Source organism: Nonomuraea sp. NPDC049141 (assembly GCF_040648415.1).
GTDB lineage: Bacteria > Actinomycetota > Actinomycetes > Streptosporangiales > Streptosporangiaceae > Nonomuraea.
In genome coordinates this window covers 621208-636792 of record NZ_JBEZDR010000004.1, presented here as the reverse complement: position 1 = coordinate 636792, position 15585 = coordinate 621208, and the positions used below count along the sequence as shown (strand labels likewise).

General features: G+C 68.3%; 22 protein-coding genes and 2 pseudogenes. 1 reads left to right on the top strand and 23 read right to left on the bottom strand.

The window, feature by feature from the left end:
- Positions 1–108 precede the first annotated feature (108 nt).
- The 8 genes and pseudogenes from AB0B91_RS15255 to AB0B91_RS15220 all read right to left on the bottom strand — a co-directional run.
- A pseudogene (locus AB0B91_RS15255) lies at positions 109–768 on the bottom strand (DUF5131 family protein); the annotation flags it as partial.
- The gene (locus tag AB0B91_RS15250) at positions 761–1012 is read right to left on the bottom strand and encodes a hypothetical protein (RefSeq protein WP_358318883.1); all 252 of its coding nucleotides are present in this window, start codon (positions 1010–1012) and stop codon (positions 761–763) included. The pseudogene AB0B91_RS15255 and the gene AB0B91_RS15250, both read right to left, overlap by 8 nt.
- Positions 1012–1338 carry a hypothetical protein gene (locus tag AB0B91_RS15245; RefSeq protein WP_358318882.1) on the bottom strand — a complete coding sequence of 109 codons (327 nt, stop codon included), beginning with the start codon at positions 1336–1338 and terminating at the stop codon, positions 1012–1014. The genes AB0B91_RS15250 and AB0B91_RS15245 overlap by 1 nt, the downstream gene beginning before the upstream one ends.
- A gap of 65 nt (positions 1339–1403) precedes the next feature.
- A pseudogene (locus AB0B91_RS15240) lies at positions 1404–1592 on the bottom strand (DNA-directed RNA polymerase subunit alpha C-terminal domain-containing protein); the annotation flags it as partial.
- Positions 1593–1729: 137 nt separating this feature from the next.
- A complete protein-coding gene (locus tag AB0B91_RS15235) occupies positions 1730–2383 on the bottom strand; it encodes a DNA-directed RNA polymerase subunit alpha C-terminal domain-containing protein (protein WP_358318881.1) in 654 nt (217 codons plus the stop codon).
- Positions 2384–2432: 49 nt separating this feature from the next.
- A complete protein-coding gene (locus AB0B91_RS15230; protein WP_358318880.1) occupies positions 2433–4163 on the bottom strand; it encodes a DNA cytosine methyltransferase in 1731 nt (576 codons plus the stop codon).
- Positions 4164–4177: 14 nt separating this feature from the next.
- Positions 4178–5359: a hypothetical protein gene (locus AB0B91_RS15225; protein ID WP_358318879.1), complete on the bottom strand. Its 1182-nt coding sequence runs from the start codon at positions 5357–5359 to the stop codon at positions 4178–4180.
- Complete coding sequence (locus AB0B91_RS15220; protein WP_358318878.1) at positions 5359–5979, bottom strand: hypothetical protein; 621 nt, start codon at positions 5977–5979, stop codon at positions 5359–5361. Before AB0B91_RS15220 ends, AB0B91_RS15225 begins: the two co-directional genes overlap by 1 nt.
- Before the next feature lie 80 nt (positions 5980–6059).
- On the opposite strand from AB0B91_RS15220, the gene AB0B91_RS15215 reads away from it, so the two are divergent.
- Positions 6060–6320, top strand: coding sequence for a hypothetical protein (locus AB0B91_RS15215; protein ID WP_358318877.1), 261 nt, complete (start codon positions 6060–6062; stop codon positions 6318–6320).
- On the opposite strand, the gene AB0B91_RS15210 is transcribed toward AB0B91_RS15215, so the two are convergent.
- From AB0B91_RS15210 to AB0B91_RS15140, 15 genes are all read right to left on the bottom strand, one after another.
- On the bottom strand, positions 6317–6778 hold the full coding sequence (locus AB0B91_RS15210; protein WP_358318876.1) for a hypothetical protein: 462 nt from the start codon (positions 6776–6778) through the stop codon (positions 6317–6319). The genes AB0B91_RS15215 and AB0B91_RS15210 overlap by 4 nt on opposite strands.
- 98 nt (positions 6779–6876) lie before the next feature.
- On the bottom strand, positions 6877–8151 hold the full coding sequence (locus tag AB0B91_RS15205; RefSeq protein WP_358318875.1) for a hypothetical protein: 1275 nt from the start codon (positions 8149–8151) through the stop codon (positions 6877–6879).
- Between the two features lie 63 nt (positions 8152–8214).
- Positions 8215–8706 carry a hypothetical protein gene (locus AB0B91_RS15200; RefSeq protein ID WP_358318874.1) on the bottom strand — a complete coding sequence of 164 codons (492 nt, stop codon included), beginning with the start codon at positions 8704–8706 and terminating at the stop codon, positions 8215–8217.
- 24 nt (positions 8707–8730) lie between these two features.
- Entirely contained in the window at positions 8731–8982 is a 252-nt protein-coding gene (locus AB0B91_RS15195; protein WP_358318873.1) for a hypothetical protein, read from the bottom strand.
- Positions 8979–9467 (bottom strand): hypothetical protein, encoded by a 489-nt coding sequence (locus AB0B91_RS15190; protein ID WP_358318872.1) that lies wholly within the window; start codon positions 9465–9467, stop codon positions 8979–8981. The genes AB0B91_RS15195 and AB0B91_RS15190 overlap by 4 nt, the downstream gene beginning before the upstream one ends.
- On the bottom strand, positions 9464–9910 hold the full coding sequence (locus AB0B91_RS15185) for a hypothetical protein (protein ID WP_358318871.1): 447 nt from the start codon (positions 9908–9910) through the stop codon (positions 9464–9466). The genes AB0B91_RS15190 and AB0B91_RS15185 overlap by 4 nt, the downstream gene beginning before the upstream one ends.
- A 6-nt stretch (positions 9911–9916) precedes the next feature.
- Positions 9917–10207 (bottom strand): hypothetical protein, encoded by a 291-nt coding sequence (locus AB0B91_RS15180; RefSeq protein ID WP_358318870.1) that lies wholly within the window; start codon positions 10205–10207, stop codon positions 9917–9919.
- Positions 10204–10860, bottom strand: a complete 657-nt coding sequence (locus tag AB0B91_RS15175) for a hypothetical protein (RefSeq protein WP_358318869.1) — start codon at positions 10858–10860, stop codon at positions 10204–10206. Before AB0B91_RS15175 ends, AB0B91_RS15180 begins: the two co-directional genes overlap by 4 nt.
- Entirely contained in the window at positions 10857–11141 is a 285-nt protein-coding gene (locus tag AB0B91_RS15170) for a hypothetical protein (protein WP_358318868.1), read from the bottom strand. The genes AB0B91_RS15175 and AB0B91_RS15170 overlap by 4 nt, the downstream gene beginning before the upstream one ends.
- A 57-nt stretch (positions 11142–11198) precedes the next feature.
- Positions 11199–11828 (bottom strand): hypothetical protein, encoded by a 630-nt coding sequence (locus tag AB0B91_RS15165; RefSeq protein WP_358318867.1) that lies wholly within the window; start codon positions 11826–11828, stop codon positions 11199–11201.
- Positions 11825–12142 (bottom strand): hypothetical protein, encoded by a 318-nt coding sequence (locus AB0B91_RS15160; RefSeq protein ID WP_358318866.1) that lies wholly within the window; start codon positions 12140–12142, stop codon positions 11825–11827. The genes AB0B91_RS15165 and AB0B91_RS15160 overlap by 4 nt, the downstream gene beginning before the upstream one ends.
- Positions 12139–13068: a hypothetical protein gene (locus AB0B91_RS15155; RefSeq protein ID WP_358318865.1), complete on the bottom strand. Its 930-nt coding sequence runs from the start codon at positions 13066–13068 to the stop codon at positions 12139–12141. Before AB0B91_RS15155 ends, AB0B91_RS15160 begins: the two co-directional genes overlap by 4 nt.
- Before the next feature lie 495 nt (positions 13069–13563).
- A complete protein-coding gene (locus tag AB0B91_RS15150; RefSeq protein ID WP_358318864.1) occupies positions 13564–13908 on the bottom strand; it encodes a hypothetical protein in 345 nt (114 codons plus the stop codon).
- A gap of 82 nt (positions 13909–13990) precedes the next feature.
- Entirely contained in the window at positions 13991–14278 is a 288-nt protein-coding gene (locus AB0B91_RS15145) for a hypothetical protein (protein WP_358318863.1), read from the bottom strand.
- A 110-nt stretch (positions 14279–14388) separates the two neighbouring features.
- Positions 14389–15444 (bottom strand): hypothetical protein, encoded by a 1056-nt coding sequence (locus AB0B91_RS15140; protein ID WP_358318862.1) that lies wholly within the window; start codon positions 15442–15444, stop codon positions 14389–14391.
- Positions 15445–15585: the final 141 nt, after the last annotated feature.

Genomic DNA, 15585 nt, shown 5'->3' with positions numbered 1-15585 from the left:
TGCGAGTCGATGGTCAGTTCCCCTGACTCCACGGCTCGATATACCTCGTGCTCCCTGTACATCGGCGCACCCACAGGTCTCCTCCTTCGGTAGCCATTGGGACAGGTCGATTGGGCCGAGGAGCGGTTCCGCCGAGACCCAGCGGACGGCGATATACGGGGTGGCCAGCAGCGTCGGGATGCGTAGATCGGCGGTGGCTTGATCCTCCACGGACACGCCGATCTGCACGTTCCGGAGGGGTCGGACCGGCATCCACTGCCCGTCCGCGCTGCTGCCCTCGGTCAGGTGCATCGGTGACGCCGACCGGTACTTGCCCTGGGCGCGGGCTGCGGTGATCTCCTTGCCCGCCTCGCCCACAGCCAGCCAGAAGTCGTCCGAGCTGAGCATCGCCCGCATGGGTCCAGGCCGCTTGGTCGGGATCATGTACGTGTGCTGGGGCGTCATCGCCATCACCGCGAATCCCTTCGCGACCAGTTCCATGGGCACGTCCTTGTGCCACAGGTCGGACAGGCTGTTCGCGAAGATGCGGATCGAGTCGCGCTTCTTCAGCGGCATGTCGAGCCGTTCCGGGTGCAGCACCACGCCGGTGGTGGCGCCGGGCTCGCTGCCGTTGAAGCGGCGGCCCGCGACGCGGAACGGCATCGTGCGCGGGAGGTAGCAGTTCCGGCAGCCCTCCGAGACGCGAGTGCAGCCGGTGACGAAGTTCCAGGTCGCGCCTTTGCGGCCGTCAGGGCCGAGTAGCCATTCGATGTCGCTTTTGTCACCCATGGTTGGGGGTCTCCTCGGTGGTGTGGTGGCGAACTTCGGTGTGAGGTCCTTCGGTGCCGGGGCCGTGCTCGGTTTCGTAGGCGTCGGCTGCGTCTTCGAGGCGTTTGGCCAGGTTGCGCAGGCTCGTGGGCACGTCGATGGGCTCGCTGTAATTGATGAGCCGGTCGGCGATGTACTGGACGGTGGTGTGGATGCGGATGCGGTCGAGCCGTCGCTCGGTCTCCGGTGTGATGTTGCTGGTCATCACGCACCTGCCTGCGGGCCGGTCTGAGCGTGCTCGCGCGCCCACTCCAACTGCGTGATGGTGGCGGAGTCAGGGGTGGATGAGCTCCACGGGTTTTCCCTCGCCGCGCCCAGGCATTCGCCGGGGTCGCTCACGATGTCGCCGACCTGTGCCCACCGCCAGCCCTGCCGGTGGCCGCGCGGCACGCGGGTGTAGCCGCAGTACCCGACGTCATCCGGGTTCGTGTCGCAGGTGGCGGACAGCACGACGACCAACGGGTCGGGGCCTTCCACGTGGTGGACGCGGACGGTGTAGGTGCGGCCGTCGTAGGGGACGCTGCGTTCCATTGGTTTCTCCTTGGTGGTGGGGTGGCCCCCGCCAGCCCGGTGGCCGGCGGGGGCTCGGGACGTGTTCAGTCGGCGGTGGTATTGGTCTGCTCGGCGAGCTGGGAGAGGACCGTACGGACGTTGCCCAGGCAGCCGACTCCGAAGTTTCGGATGTCCAACAGGTCCTCGTCGCTCCTCGCGGCAAGGGCACCGAGCGTACGGATGCCCTCGCGCATCAGGCCGTTGAAGGCGAGGGTTGTCAGGCCACGCAAGTCGTAGAGGCTGGTCTCGTCTGGCAGGCCGGTGGCCTTGACGAGTTCGTTGATGGTGCGGGTATCGGTGATCGACATAGTGTTCTCCCATAGCTTGGTGGAGTGGCGCCCGCGCGCCTTGGTGGTCAGCGGGTCCGGATTCAGCAGTCGTTGCGGGCGAAGTTGTGGAGGTCGTCGTCCACGGGTAGGTCGTCCAGGCCGAACTCGGCGCGCGTGCCCTTCCACGTGGCCGGATCTCCGGGGCTGGTCGGTATGCCGGGGGTGAGGGGGTTCTGGGACAGCCACATCCACAGGTCAGCGGAGACATCGCACAGGCCGCCCTCGACGTCTGCGTCGAGGTAGATCCGCGAGTCGCCGCAGTACACTGACGCGTCGCGCAGTTCCCACACGCACAGCAGGTAGCCGGGGGCAGTGTCGGTTAGTTCCCCGAGGACTCGGTTGATGAGGTCCTGGTCGTAGCCGTTGCTGAGGACTCCCGCCAGGTGGACGATCTCCTGGTGCCAGGGCGGCGCGGCTTTCAGGATGAGCGCGTATCGGCTGGCCTGCCTGGACAGTACGGTGCGGACGTTGTCGAGGCAGACGGCCCCGAAGTTCCGAATGTCGGTCAGGGTCAGGTTGTCGTGCTCGGCGAGCTGGTCGAGGGTGTGGATGTCGTCGCGCTTCATGCAGTTGTGGGCGCGGACGGTCAGGCCCTCGGGCAGGAGGAGGCTGATGTCGGTGTTGCCGGGCAGGCCGGTGGCTTTGACCAGGTCGTTGATGGTGCGGGTGTCGGCGGTGGTGTCGGTGATCGACATGGATTCTCCTTCGGGGTTGCTATTCGTTGGCGGAACCGCCAACGAGAGATCACGCGGCCAGATGGCGCGGTAGTTCCTCGCCGGTCAGCCACTCACGCAGCGCCGAGACCAGCAGTTCGGCCATGGGTGGCGTGACCGCGTTGCCGTACTGCCGCACCTTCTGCCGCTTGTTGCCGAGCACGATGTAGCCCCGCTTGAACGCCATGCCGCGGGCGACCTCGCCGGGGTCGAGGATGCGGAATCCGACCTCGTTGACGTCGATCTTGTCGGGGAGCGGCATCGTGGGGGTGGCGACGCCGTACCGGTCGATCGTGGTCAGCGTGCCAACGGGCTCGCTCGCGGGCCTGGCCACGCCGTTGTTGTAGTACGGCACGAGCAGAGCCTCCGGAGCGGTCGCCAGGAGGTTGTGGTTGCCTCCCGCCGAGAACGTACCGAGCGGCGCGTCGATCGAACGGGCGGTGTCCTTGCAACCGCCACCCCGCATCGGGACGATGAACGACGGCGGCACCGCCAGAGCGTGCGAGGCGCCCTCCGTCACGAGCGTAGCCAGCGGATCCCGGCGAGGGTCGATGTTCCGCACCCGGCCGGACCTCAGCAGCGTCAGGAACGGCTCCGGCGGGAACGCCACCCCCGTCTCTCGGCGACCGGTTGTCGTCCGTAGTGGTTCCGTCGCGGGAGCGGCCTTCTTCCCCTCGCGGCCCTCGGCTGGGACGACCAGCGGCGGCGGCACCGCCAACCCGTCATTCTCCCTGGTGGTCCGAGTCGGCATCGGCTCCGTCACCGGGGTCGCGTCCGTTCTCCAGGTACCGCCGGTCGGCACCAGCAACGGCGTCCAGAACGTATCGATGCCCACCTGGACACGGGCCACGGTCGCCGACGCGTAGGGTCGGAACTTCTTACCCGGCTTCCCCTCACCGATCTTGCGTGTGGGGAGGGAGAAGTCGATCGCTTCCCATGCGGGCAGAGCTGGCGGTTCGATGACCACGTTTCTGCATCGGCTGTTCGGGCATCGCCAGTTCCACTGGCTGCGGTAGGCCCCGGCCTCACGCTTCGGGTTCTTGAAGACCTGCATCGCGTAAACGACTTTGTCGCAGGTGGGGCAGTACGCCTGCGGCCTGAGCCACTTGTCGAAGTCGGGGTCGCGGCCCACGCTCGTGTGCCAGTACACGAAATACAGCCGGTCCCGTGACTGAGGCGCGGCGAGGGTCCGCACCGGCTGCGCATGCATCGAGTTGAGCCCGAAGGCGCGCGTCTTGTAGCCCATCCGGTGGAACCGCTCCCGGAAAGCGCGAAAGCCGTCCCAGTCGTACTCGGGGAGGACGTTCTCCATGACTCCGAACAGCACGATGTCGTGCGGGGACCGGCGCCGGGCGTAGCGACCCTCGACGTAGTCGGCAACCTGTTTGGTCAGGGCGCGGCTCTCCTCCTCCGCGAGTTCCTCCTCCATCTCCTCCTCGGTCTTCGGCAGATCGAACAGTTCGCCCTGCTGAGAGTGGAGGAATTTCTGCTTCTTGCCACGGGCGACGGACCACTTGGTGCATTCCGTCGAAGCCCAGTGGCCAACCGTCGTGGGCCAGTCGAACACTGGGGACTCGCGGATGTCGCCGTCCTCGTGGCGGGTGTTCGGGAAATTAGCACGGTGGCTGTCGAGGGCCAGTTTCCAGTGGTTCGCGGCCAGAGTGACCTCCACATCCGGGACCTCGTCGGCTCCCTGGGATGACCCGCCTGCACCGCAGAACCAATCGGTGAGGGTGACCACGTTGCTGTCGTGGATGTACATGTGGCGTCCTCCGGTCAGATGGCGAGTTCGAGCTGACGGGGGGCCATCAGGCCGTCCTGCCACAGCTTCGGGAACGAGGGGTTGGTCTTGTGGTGCGCCAGCGCGGGCGCGGCGGTCAGCAGGTGCTCGACGGTCGGGAAGTAGATGCCGCGCCGCCGCCACCACACCCGGTAGTGGCGGCCGTCCGTCTCCAGCCGCCGCCCTAGCAAGCCGGCCGCGCGCTCCAGCCGGGCGAGCATGTCGGCGCGGCTGCCGGTGACGAGCGGGCGCATGGACCGGGCCGGGCGCCCGCGCTTCATCGCGTCCCCCGGCTTGCTGCCGAACCCGCGGCGCACGTCGTACACCGCCCATTCGACGTCGTCGAGGTGGCGGTGGAACAGCTCCAGCAGGATGGGGCCGCCGGGCCAGGCTGCGATCAGGTCGTAGAGCTGCTTGCCCGCGATCAGTCCTTGCTTGGGGTTGCAGGCGACGGCCAGGTACTCCATCGTCAGCGCGTCCATGGCCTGGTGGGGGTGGGCGAGCAGGCGCGAGATGGTGCGCTCCCGGCCGCCCTTGGTGACGGAGAAAGCAAAAGGACACTCAACGCAGTGGCTGCGTTTCCACCGCACGCCCAGCCGGGCGTAGATGTATCGCTCGCAGGCGTCCCAGTCCCAGCCCCAGGCCACGAGCGGATAGAACGGGATCTTGTTGGGGAGGCCGAGCGCCAGATCCCCGGCCACGCGCTCGGGTTCGCTGGCGTCGTACCCCATGACGTGCACGTACGACTCGCCGCCGGTGAGAGCCGCGATGAACTGGTCGATGACCCAGGCTTTGAACTTCTGGCTGTGCTTACGCACCCCGCCGGACTGCGGCACGGTCGCAGTCGTCACCATCTCCTCCGACAGCGCGTACGCGCCGTTAGTAAGGCACAGGATCGGCTCGCGGGTGTCGTCCAGGACGACGATGCCGTCACGTTCGTAGTGGCCCGCGCGGGCGACCTGTACGGTGCGGACCCGGTGCTCGGCGAGCAGCGGGTAGACGTGCTGCTCGACCATGACGGCGGTGTCCAGAAACTCGTCACCCGTCTGCGCGGTGATCACGATGAGGTTGGACAGGTCAGTGGCCAACTCGGGCGGCCGGGTGCCGAGTTCCAGCAGTAAGCGGAGGAGAGCCGCTGTGCCGTTGGCGCCCATGCCGTAGGAGAAGACGACGTTCATCAGCCGTCAGTCCCGGCGTCGGGCAGCGGCAGGCCGAACACGATGACGCGCCCCAGGTCGGCCTGGTCGGGGCCGCCCCACGACACGAGCCGGATCTTCGGGTTGGTGAGGGCGAGGGAGATGCCGCGTGGTCCCTTCCGCGCTGACGTCTTCAGCTCGTACTCAGCCATCGGGAAGCGAACCGAGTACCACGGCGTCGCGGCCCGGCCGGACCGGATGATGGCGTCCGCGCTGGGCTCGGTCGGTTGCCCGCACCAGCAGGCGGCCGGACGGCTGCACTGGCGGCGCTGGGGTCGGGTCCGGTCGCGGTGGCGGGGTAGCCGGCCGGACAGCATGGGGCAGGCCCGGATGGCGTAGGCGGCGCACTGCGGGTGCTGGGCGGGTTCGGGGCCGTAACCAGCGCCGAAGTCCTGCGGCCGGGCCATCAAAACCGCAGTGTCGGTGAGCCGCTGGGCGCATAGCTGGCAGCGTTTTTCGAGGAGGCATTCGGCCACCCGGTCGTGGTCGATCTGCCCGAACTCGGGAGTGCCGTCCGCGTGCCGGAGGGCGATGTACGGGATGACCATCCCGTTGTGAGTGGGGGCGTAGGCGAACTGGATGGGGATCGCAGCGTTGGCCACTGCCGTTCCTCCCTGACTGGTGGTGGTTTAGGAGTGATGGCCCCGCCCGCGCTGGCGAGCGTGGCCGTACGATCGGATGCGTGGATGAGCAGGTATGGACGGTCGCCTGGTGGGGCGACGGATGGGGTGTGTGGCCTGGCAACGAGCCAAATCGCGCCGCCCCACCCGCCTACGCCACCGGCAACATCACCCACGCCGCAGCTGAAGCGGCATCGCACTGGGCAGTCGGCGTCGTGCCGCCGCATCCTCGGCTGCGGGTGCGCTGCCCGTACGCCGGCGACCCGGACGGCGAGGCCGTTTTCCGCGCCCGCGCCGCTCGTCGCCGCTGGTGGCGCCGCTAGTAGGAGGCGATGTTGCGCGGATTTTCACAGTTGATCCGCGCGGACTCCTCGACCGATGCCCGGTACTCCTTGCCGGTGTCGAACGTGCCCGCCACGCCGACCTTGGCGCGATAACGGCCCGACAGGCACGGGTGGTGAGTCAGCACGTACCGGTGATCCGGGGCCACGTTGGGGAATCTCTCGCTGTTGATAGCCAGCCAGGGAGCCCCGAGCGTCTCCCGGTACTCCAGGTCGATGGACAGCAGTTGGGTGGCGACGCCGGACGGGGTGCTGCATTCTTCGTTGACCAGGACGCGGACGCGCGGCTCGGCCGATCCGATCCGGACGGCCTCGACGTGGACGTACCGGTTACAACCCAGCGCTCCGGGCTTGTAGGGGTCGGTGGTGGTGCCCTTGGCGCCGCATCCTGTGGGCTGGGTGGCGATGAGTGCCGCCACGGCGAGTGCTGCGAGTCTCACGGTGATTGCTCCCTTGTGGGTGAATGTCCCCGCCCGCGTCGGCGGGCGGGGCCGTACGATCGGTGGTGGCGCGAGCCCGGTAGGAACGGGCTCGCGCTCTACAGTTCGGTCGGGTTGGCGGCCTGGTGGCGGTGCCCAGCCGCCCGCAGCTGGGCCTGCTCTCGCCGTGCGGCCAGATCGCGCTCCTGCTCGGCGAGCCGTTCGGCCTCGTGCTCCGCCTCACGGGCACGCCGCGCCTCGCGCTTGCGGAACGCGGCCTCCTCGATGGCGTCCACCTCGACCAGCCCGCGGTAGTGGTCGAGAAGCTGGCGGACGATCTGAGCCATGTACTCGGCGCTTGCCTCAGGCACTCGCTCGCGGCCCTCACGCCAGGCGTGCAGGCGAGCCCGCTCGTCGTGCGGGTAAACGATCGAGAAGCCCGCGAACTTGATGGTGTTGTGCAGGACCGGTGCGTGCGGGCCGGCCGCGGTGTAGCCGCTGTCCCAGCTCGCTCGCCTGCCCTGCTCCGAGTCGGGGGGCACGTCGTCGCCGTACTGCACGTGGACTGGAGCTTCGCCGCCGGTGTCGGGGCGGTGCTCGTAAGGGCTGACCCAGATGACGCCGAGTCCGGCGATGGCGTAGCGGACGCCTGGCCGGTCCAGGTCGATGGTGTGTATGAACCGGTAACGGCGTGTTTTCGCCTTGCGCCCCTTTGCTGCGCGCTTGATGGTGGCGATGGTCTCCCAGCGGACGCCGGGAGTCTCGTAGGGGTCTCCGTAGCGGTCTTGCATCGGGTCCGTCCCCAGCACGGTCAGCTGGGAGGAGTCGAACCCGCCGACCTGCTTGAGCGCCGCGTTGAGCGCTTCCGCCACCTCCTCCCGCGTCGGTGGCGCCCCGGCCTGCGGCTGCATCACCGCGCACCAGTCCGGGCAGCGTTCGCCCTCTGGGCCGTTGCAGAAGGTGCATGGCCCGTTCTTCGGCACCGTGGCCTGCGCCGGGAACACGTCGTCGACAGGCCAGATCTTGTAGGCGTCCTCCACCTCCTCGACCTGGCCCGTCTGCTTGTTCTCGACCTCCTTGGTGAACGTCCGCTCGACCTTCGGCGCGATGATCCACACAGCAGCGTCGGGATCGACGGCGCGGCCGTAGCCGCCCCAGAAGAACCGGGGCTGCACATGCGCCGCCTCCGGGTTCTGCCCGTAGAGGCGCATGCAGTTGCGGATGGAGTACGGGTTCATGCGGGCGCAGAAGGCGCGGAATCCGTCGATCGCCTCTGGGTTGTCCCGGAGCAGCATCGCGATCCGCATCTCGGCTTCGTACGCGCGGGCGCGGCCAGCGTCCTTCTTGGCCTTCCATGCGGCAAGTTCTTCGTCGGTCATGTCGGTTCTCGACACGGGTCTTCCTCTCTGGGTGGTGGTGGGGTGGCTGGCCCGCGCCGTGCGGGCCAGCCGGAGGGATTAGATGGCGGTTCCGCCAACAGAAGGCAGGCGCGGGCCAAAGCGGCGGTTGATGAGCTCCTCCAGGAAGGGCCTCGTGTTCAAGCCCGCGAACAGCTCGTGGGTGACATCGAGCAGACCAAGCAGACGTTCCGCCCGGTAGCCCACGTGGATCACCCGCTTGCCGAACGCCTCCTCGATGGCCGACTCCGGGTCGTCGTCCTCGGCGACCAGGTACTCCCACACGCTGTAGTCCGTGTCCTCGTCCGCGTTGGGGTCGATGGGCTTGCCGTCGATGAACATGCCTTCGGGGCGGATGGTCACCAGCCACGTGCCGTCGTTGTCGAGGGCGAGGTGGCCCGCGTAGCAGCAGCCGGTCCCGCACTCGGTGCGGAATGCGGCCTGGTCCCAGCCGAGCGCCGGGTCGGGGGCTTCGTCGGCGGCGGTGATGCGGTCGAAGGCCCGCCAGGCGCGCTCGCGGTAGAGGTCCGGCGGTGTGGTGGACGTGGTCATGTGCTTCCTTCCGATCAGAGGGGTCTATGGGTGGCGGACTGCATGGTGGCGTACGTGGATCGCCGCGATGCCGCGCACGCGCTCCACCAGCTCTGGCGGGTCGTTCTCGTTGGCGAGCAGGTAGTCCAGTACCTGGCCCTCCAGCGCCTCAACGTCGGCGGCGGTGACCGGGGTCCCGGCGATCAGCAGCAGGTCGGAGTCGGTGATTTCCACCAGCCACTCCCGGCCCGCTGCGACGGCCAGGCGCCGCCGCTCGGTGAGATCTTCCGTGGTCATGACGGGTGCGTCTGGCCGGCGGGGCGGGGGCCGATCTGCTTCGTGATGAGCCACTTCAGGTCGTCGAGGGTGTTCTGGGGGGCGAACAGGCCGCCGTCGTCGGCATGGAACCCGTAGGGGTCCAGCCCGATCAGCATGGCGGCGACGTATTTGACGTGGATTACCTGCTTGCCGTGCTGCTCCGTGATGGCGTGCTCCGGGTCGCCGGGGGCCGCCACCAGGTACTCGTCGTACACGTGGTCGTCGGAAACTGGGGTTCCGTCGATGATCGGCAGTCCGGCGTCGTTGTAGTCCAGCAGCCACGGTCGGTCGTTGGACATGACGAGCAGCCCGGCGTAGCAGCAAGCGGTCCCGCACCGGTGACGGTAGTACGCCTGGTCCCACTCAGGGCCGTCGCGCTCCTCGTCGGCGGCCAGGTCGTAGGCACGCCAGGCGCGCTGCCGGTATAGGTCGCTCTGTTCGGGGGTGACGGAGGGTGTGGTCATGATCTCCTCTTTCTGTTGGCGGTTCCGCCAACTTGATACGGTGCGGGCCGCCACGCTGCGGCGGCTTCCTCAATGAGGGCGTACAGTTCATCGTCCGCCGACTCGGGGAACGAGTCCGCCCATTCGGCGACACGCATGTACGCCAGGCGCCGATCGTCGCGCCCGGCCTTGATCTCGGGCTTGGACCGGGGCAGCCGGTGGTAGGTCACGAGCCATTCGATGGCCTCGCGGACGAGCGGGTCGCGGCCGATCGGCACTCCGGCTATGAACACGTCCCCGCCGATCACGCCAATCGCGGCGACGGGGCAGTAGCCGTGGCCGGTGGTCAGGCGGCCGATGAGGAAGTCGCCGCGCACCCGCCATGTCCGGCGCATGAGTTCGACGGCGTCGCGGATCAGGTCAGCCGGGGTCGGCTGGACCGCGAGGGTAAGCAGGTCCGTCATCCTCGCTCAGCGCTCCCAGCGTGAAGAGGACTTCGCCTGCTCGGCGTGCTCACGGTAGTAGAACCAACCGCAGTCGTCGTGGTAGAAGCCGACCTCCAGCATCGAGTACCTGGTGATCGGGTAGCCGGGGTCCGCCGGGTGGTGGATGGCCGGGGACAGGTCACCGTTGCCTCGGTCGCGGATCTCGACAGTGAGCCGGTAACCGGCGAACCCTTCGGTGAGGCCCGCTTCGGTGCCCTTGCCGCGCACGATGACGGTGTCGCCCCCGTGCACGTACACCTTGGTCAGGTCGGTCATGCGTTCCTCCGCTCGTTGTCGGCCGCCATCGCGGCGGCCGGGGTGGGGATCTCGTGCAGGACCCGGACGACGGTCAGCCGCCGGTCTCCGTGCTCCGCGTGGTAGCCGCACAGCACCGTCCGCTCCGTGGGCGCGCTGTCGTCCTTGGTGTAGGTGCGGGTGAGGCACATCAGGGCGCCGTGGTCTTCGCACTGCCACCCCTTGCACGACGGCGACTCGCTGGCGGTCCCCGGCAGGGACCGGAAGGGGATGGCGCTGGCCGGGAACGGGTCGCCGTCCACACCGTCGTCGTACACGACCTGGAGCCGGAACTTCCACGGGCCGGCGGCGGGGTGCCGCTCCTCCAGCTTGAACCCGACGACGGTCCCGACCCGGCCGCCCACGGTGACGCGGTCACCGACCGCGTGCAGGGCCATCAGGTCTTGGCTGCACTTCATCCACTGATCGACCGCTGGCACGGGGATGGTGTCGTACTCGGCGCGGCCGGGAGACAGCAGCCCGGCGCTGATCGGGGTGTCGCCGCTGTAGAGGACGAGGATCGACCACCGTTCGCGCGTGAGCGTGACGGCAGGCTGGGCGCGATCGCCGCCGCAGGTGAGGTTCCACCCGGCCAGGAGTGCTTTCGTGGTCAGTAAGTCCTGGTGGCGGCTCATGCGGACCTCCGATCCGGCGAGGGGCGGACAGTCACCTTGAAGCCGCCGATGCCGGTGACGAGCCGCTCTGCCTGCTCGGGCATCGTCTGCGGCCGGGTGGGGTCGCTGCTGGAGTAGAACGGCACGGCCACCTGGCCGGGCTTGAAAGTGATCGGCTCGACGGCGGCGCTGATCGTCCAGGTGAACCGCATGTCGGCGTTGAACTCGTTGACGAGGTCGATACAGTCTCCGGGGACGAGATCGGCCCAGGTGGGTTCGACTGGTAACGGCGGGTAGGTCATCGTTCCTCTTCCTCGGTGGTGGTGGCGTGTGCTGACGGTGGCGCGTCACTGCCAGAGTCAGATGTCGCGCGGATAGTCGCCTTCGCCGTGACCGTCCGCCCGGTAGTGGTCGTAGAAGTTGCGGTCGTGGTAGTCGGTGAGCAGGTCGGATCCGTCGTAGTTGTACGCCCAGGTGATCTCCTTGAGGGCGTCCCGCAGCGCCGTGAGCTGCGGGCCCGGCGCCCGCCACTTCATGGACGGGTCATACGGGTCTGGCCGGTCGGTCCACCAGTCAGCGGGGACGCCTTTGATGGTGATGTCGATCGACCGGGTGAAGCTGCTGTCTTCCTTCCGGACGAAGAACTTGATGGACGCGGGCGCGGCGCCGATCGGGTCCGGAATTTCCACGTCGCCCGGCCTGGCCGGCTGCCGCCCTAGTTTGCGCAGCAGGGCAATGTCGGCGCGGATCAGCTTCGTCAGCTCGGCGGACGGGATATAGCGGCCCGTGTACTTGGAGCCGTAAGCGCGCCTGTCGAGCCGGTAGTACGGCTGCCACTCGGGGGCGTTCTCGCTGGTGTTCAGCCCGTCTTTCGCTGCGCGGCGCTTGAGTCGTTCGAGGAGGCGGCGGGCGGCGTCGCGCTCCCCTTCCGGGGTGGTGTCGCGTGCGGCGAGTTCAGCGTAGGCGGCGATCCGCTCAGCGAGGTTCACTCGCTCCGCCCCTCGTCGTCACTCCTATCGACGACGTCCCATCCCCACGAGCGCGCCAGATCGGCGAACGCGTGGAGCCTGGCGGCGTGCCGGGGGTCGGCCTTTTCGCTGTCCGGCCAGGTGATGTGGAGCCGCATCCCCGCCCCGGCAGGACCGTCCGGGTCGGCAGGCACGTCCAGCGTGCCTTTCCACGAACTGCGCCCGCAGAGGGTTAACCGCCACACACCGTCCAGTGGCTCATCTGGGATGACGACGCTGACTCCGGCCTCGGCGATCCGGGCGGCGATGGCTTCGGCGTTTGCGCGGCCGTTCATGCGTCGCTGCCGTTCGGGATCAGGTCCACGACCGCGATCGTGGTGTTGTCCTGGCGGCCACGACCCTGCGCGGCGATCTCCATCAGCCGGGCCAGCACGTGCTCGCCGTCCAGGCGGGGCTCGGCCACCTGGGCGAGCGTCGGCAGCATCGCCGCCACGTGGTCGCCGACCCGCTCCCACAGCGGCAGGTGCGCGGTGACGCCGTCGCTGGCGACGATGACCCGCGTGAACGAGTCGAAGTCGGCGGCCCGGATGTGCGGCCATGGCCCGTTGTGAGCTTCCCTGTGCGGCTCGGCCACGTTGCACGGCGTCTGGCACGGGTGACACGACGGCACGGTCAGGCCGACCACCTCCCCAGCGGCGGTGACGCCCCACCCCGGCGAGTCCCCGACCCACACGAGCCGCAGCCCAGTGGTGGCGATGGTGAGGATGGTCGCCGTCGTGATTCCCTCCTGAAGCTCGGGCGCGTAGTGGTTGCGGTCGCCCACGTACGTGTCTGCCGATCCCAGCCCCATGGTGGGGTCGCCGGTCGATGCGGCGACCGCTGCGCCGACCTGGGCGGCGATCTGCGCGCACTCAGCGGCGTCGCTGTCGTCGCCCGCGCCGTCTGCGACGGCGACCGCCAGAGCGCGGGCGCCGTCGCAGACGCTGATGTGGTCGGCTTGGGTGTATCGGCCGCCGATGACGCTGGCGTGGTGGATGCGGGCCAGGTTGGTCAGAGTGTGGGTGATCATTTCGGGAATCTCCTCGTGATCGGGTTCAGGCGAGGTCCACAGGGTTTGGCAGTCGGGCTGATGCAGCCCACCCGCCGGTGCCCCGCACTCCGGAGCGGGGCAGTCGGTGGCGGCACGCAGCGGGTCCACTGCGGCGGCATCCTCCGCCAGGGCGGCGTGGTCTTCGAGGTCGTACGGCAGGTCACGGTCCATGTCCGCTCCTCCGTCAGAACGTGATCAGGTTGTTCGCGCCATGGTTGTCGCCCTTTTGGTGAGGGCAGCGTCCGTAGTGGCCGAGAGCCTGGTTGCAGTTGTGGCAGAGCACTCGATAGCCGGGAGGCAATCCCTGCTTGACCAGCCACTGATAGAACGAGGTTCCATTGCCTGCGTGACCGAGCGACCGTCGATGCTTGCCCCCGCCACCATGAATGTGATCGATGGCGAGAAAGGGGGTCCGGTCTTCGCCACAGCACGCATGACCCGCCGTAATGATCGAGGACCTTTCTCCGAAGCCGAGCACGGCTACGCGCTGCGCTGGCCTGCTTTGCCCCGGGGTTCTTCTCGACCCAGCGCTGAAAGTTCTCCCTCCGGCACTGCTTGCAGTAGGGGTCGGGGCGCTGATCCTTCTTGCTACGGCGATGGAACTCAGTGAGCGGCTTTTCCACCCTGCAACGGCGGCATCGCCGTAGGCTCGGAGGCTCATCGCCCTCACCCGAACTGGATGACGTTGTTAACGCCATGGTTTTCTCCTAGACAGGGGCAGTCGCAGGCCGGGCCGGTCGCTCCCATGCACCGGCCGTCGCACACCTTCGCCGGGTTGACCCGGGGCGTGTTGAGCTGTCGCCACCTCAGCAGGCAGTCGTGAGCGGGGCAGCGCGGCCGGGTGTCGGGCAGGTCGGCGGACCACAGCTTCCCGTCGTCGTACAGGTAGTCCAGGACGGTCCACCACTGGTACCAGCCGCCATCGCCGACGCCTTCACGCCGGAAGACGGGCGACAGTCTGACCCCGCCCACCACGTGCCGGTCGTGGTGCTCGAACGCTGGCGCGTTCACGACGGTGCGGTGATTGCACTGCTTGACGGGGCAGTAACCGAACATGCGCGTCGGCGGTCGGCGGTCGTCGTGTAGTCGGCGGTCACAGCGCGTCCTGCGCGGCGTACCACTCCTTGTCGGAGTTGACGACGAGGGTGCAGCCGCCGGTGCCTTCGGTGCAGCGGGACTGGCCCGGCTTGAGGCCGACCTGCTCGGGGTAGACGGGCGGGTCGCGGTACTCCACACCCGAACTGTGCGTGCAGATCCCCCGCTGGCGGAGGGCGTGCAGGTAGTTGCCGCGCCGCTCCATCTCGGCCATCTCCAGGTCGGCGTCCATCCGCTGAGTCTCGATGGCCTCGTAGTCGGTGCCGGGGTCGTCGTCGTAGTACATGGCTGGTCTCCCGTCGCGTCGTGCGGTGATCGGATTGGGGGTTGCGGTTGGGCCCGCGCGGTGCGTTATCGTGGGAGACATGCGACGATCTCCCTCTTGGTGGTGGGGGTTCAAAAGCTGGTAGGTGAGCCGGATCCCTTGTGGCGAGGGGTCCGGCTCAACACGTTTCCGGAGAGGCTTCGTTGGCGGTATCGCCAACGAGCTACCCCGCGTACACGTCGTACTGGCGGGCCAAGCTCGCGATGTGGTCGAGCATCGCGTGGACGTTGTCCTCGCCCAGCACCCCGACGTAGTCGAACCCCTCCCCCCGACTTGATGCCGACCGTCTCGGCGACCCAGCCATCCGCCGACGTGCGCACATCGGCGGCGACCTTGGGCAGTAACTCGTGGAAGTCGATCCCCGCCACCGGCGCCATCACGGAGGCGATGCCGACCGCGACCGCGTCCAGGACATGCTCGGGGCGGGCGCCGGCGGCCCGCGCGTCGGCGAGGATCTGCGAGGGGCAGATGAAGCCGATCTGCTCGGCGGGGATGGCGGTGAAGTGCTGGAGCAGCGCTTTGGCCGTGTCCCCTGGCAGTTCGTCGAGCATCTGCCCGACACGCAATGCCTCGGCCGTCTCGGCGGGCAGCTCGTCGGACACCTGCTCGACGGCCCGGCTGAGGCTGGTGTTGCCGGGAAGCCAGCCCCGCTCACGCGCGTCGTCGAGCACGTCCTGGAACGTCTCGGCGACGATCGAGGAGACGGGGATACCCTCGGGGTCCACCACGGTCATCTCGTGGCGGCCGGGGTAGGCGCGGATCCTCTTCTCTGCGGCGGCGCTGATGTGCTGGCCGAGTCGGACGCTCACGGGCAGAGGACCGTCAGCGGCGGCCTGCTCGTACAGGGTGCCGTCGAGGAGAGCGCTCTCGATGGCGCGGTAGGTGTGCGCGGCCCGCTCGTACCAGGTGTCGGCGGTGGCGGCGGTGAGGAGCCGGAGGGCGTGCGCGCGGACGGCGGCGGTGGGGATGAGGGGGTGGTGGTGATCCTGGACCTCGATGATGAGGGCGTCGGCGACTTGCTGGATCTGCTGGGCGGGGGTGGCTCCTTCGGCTTCGGCCTGTTCGCCGATTTCGGCGGGGGCGGTGCAGTCGCCTGCGATGTGGTACTCGGGGGTGGACAGGTTCACGGGGTCTCCTTGATGGGGCGTTTTACCTGGTCACTGCCTTTTTGATCTTGCGTGCTGCCACTTCAAGTCTACCTCTTTACGCACGTATATATATGTAAGGGATCGGCGCAGTTCAGTGCCGTTTGACTCCTTAACGATCTT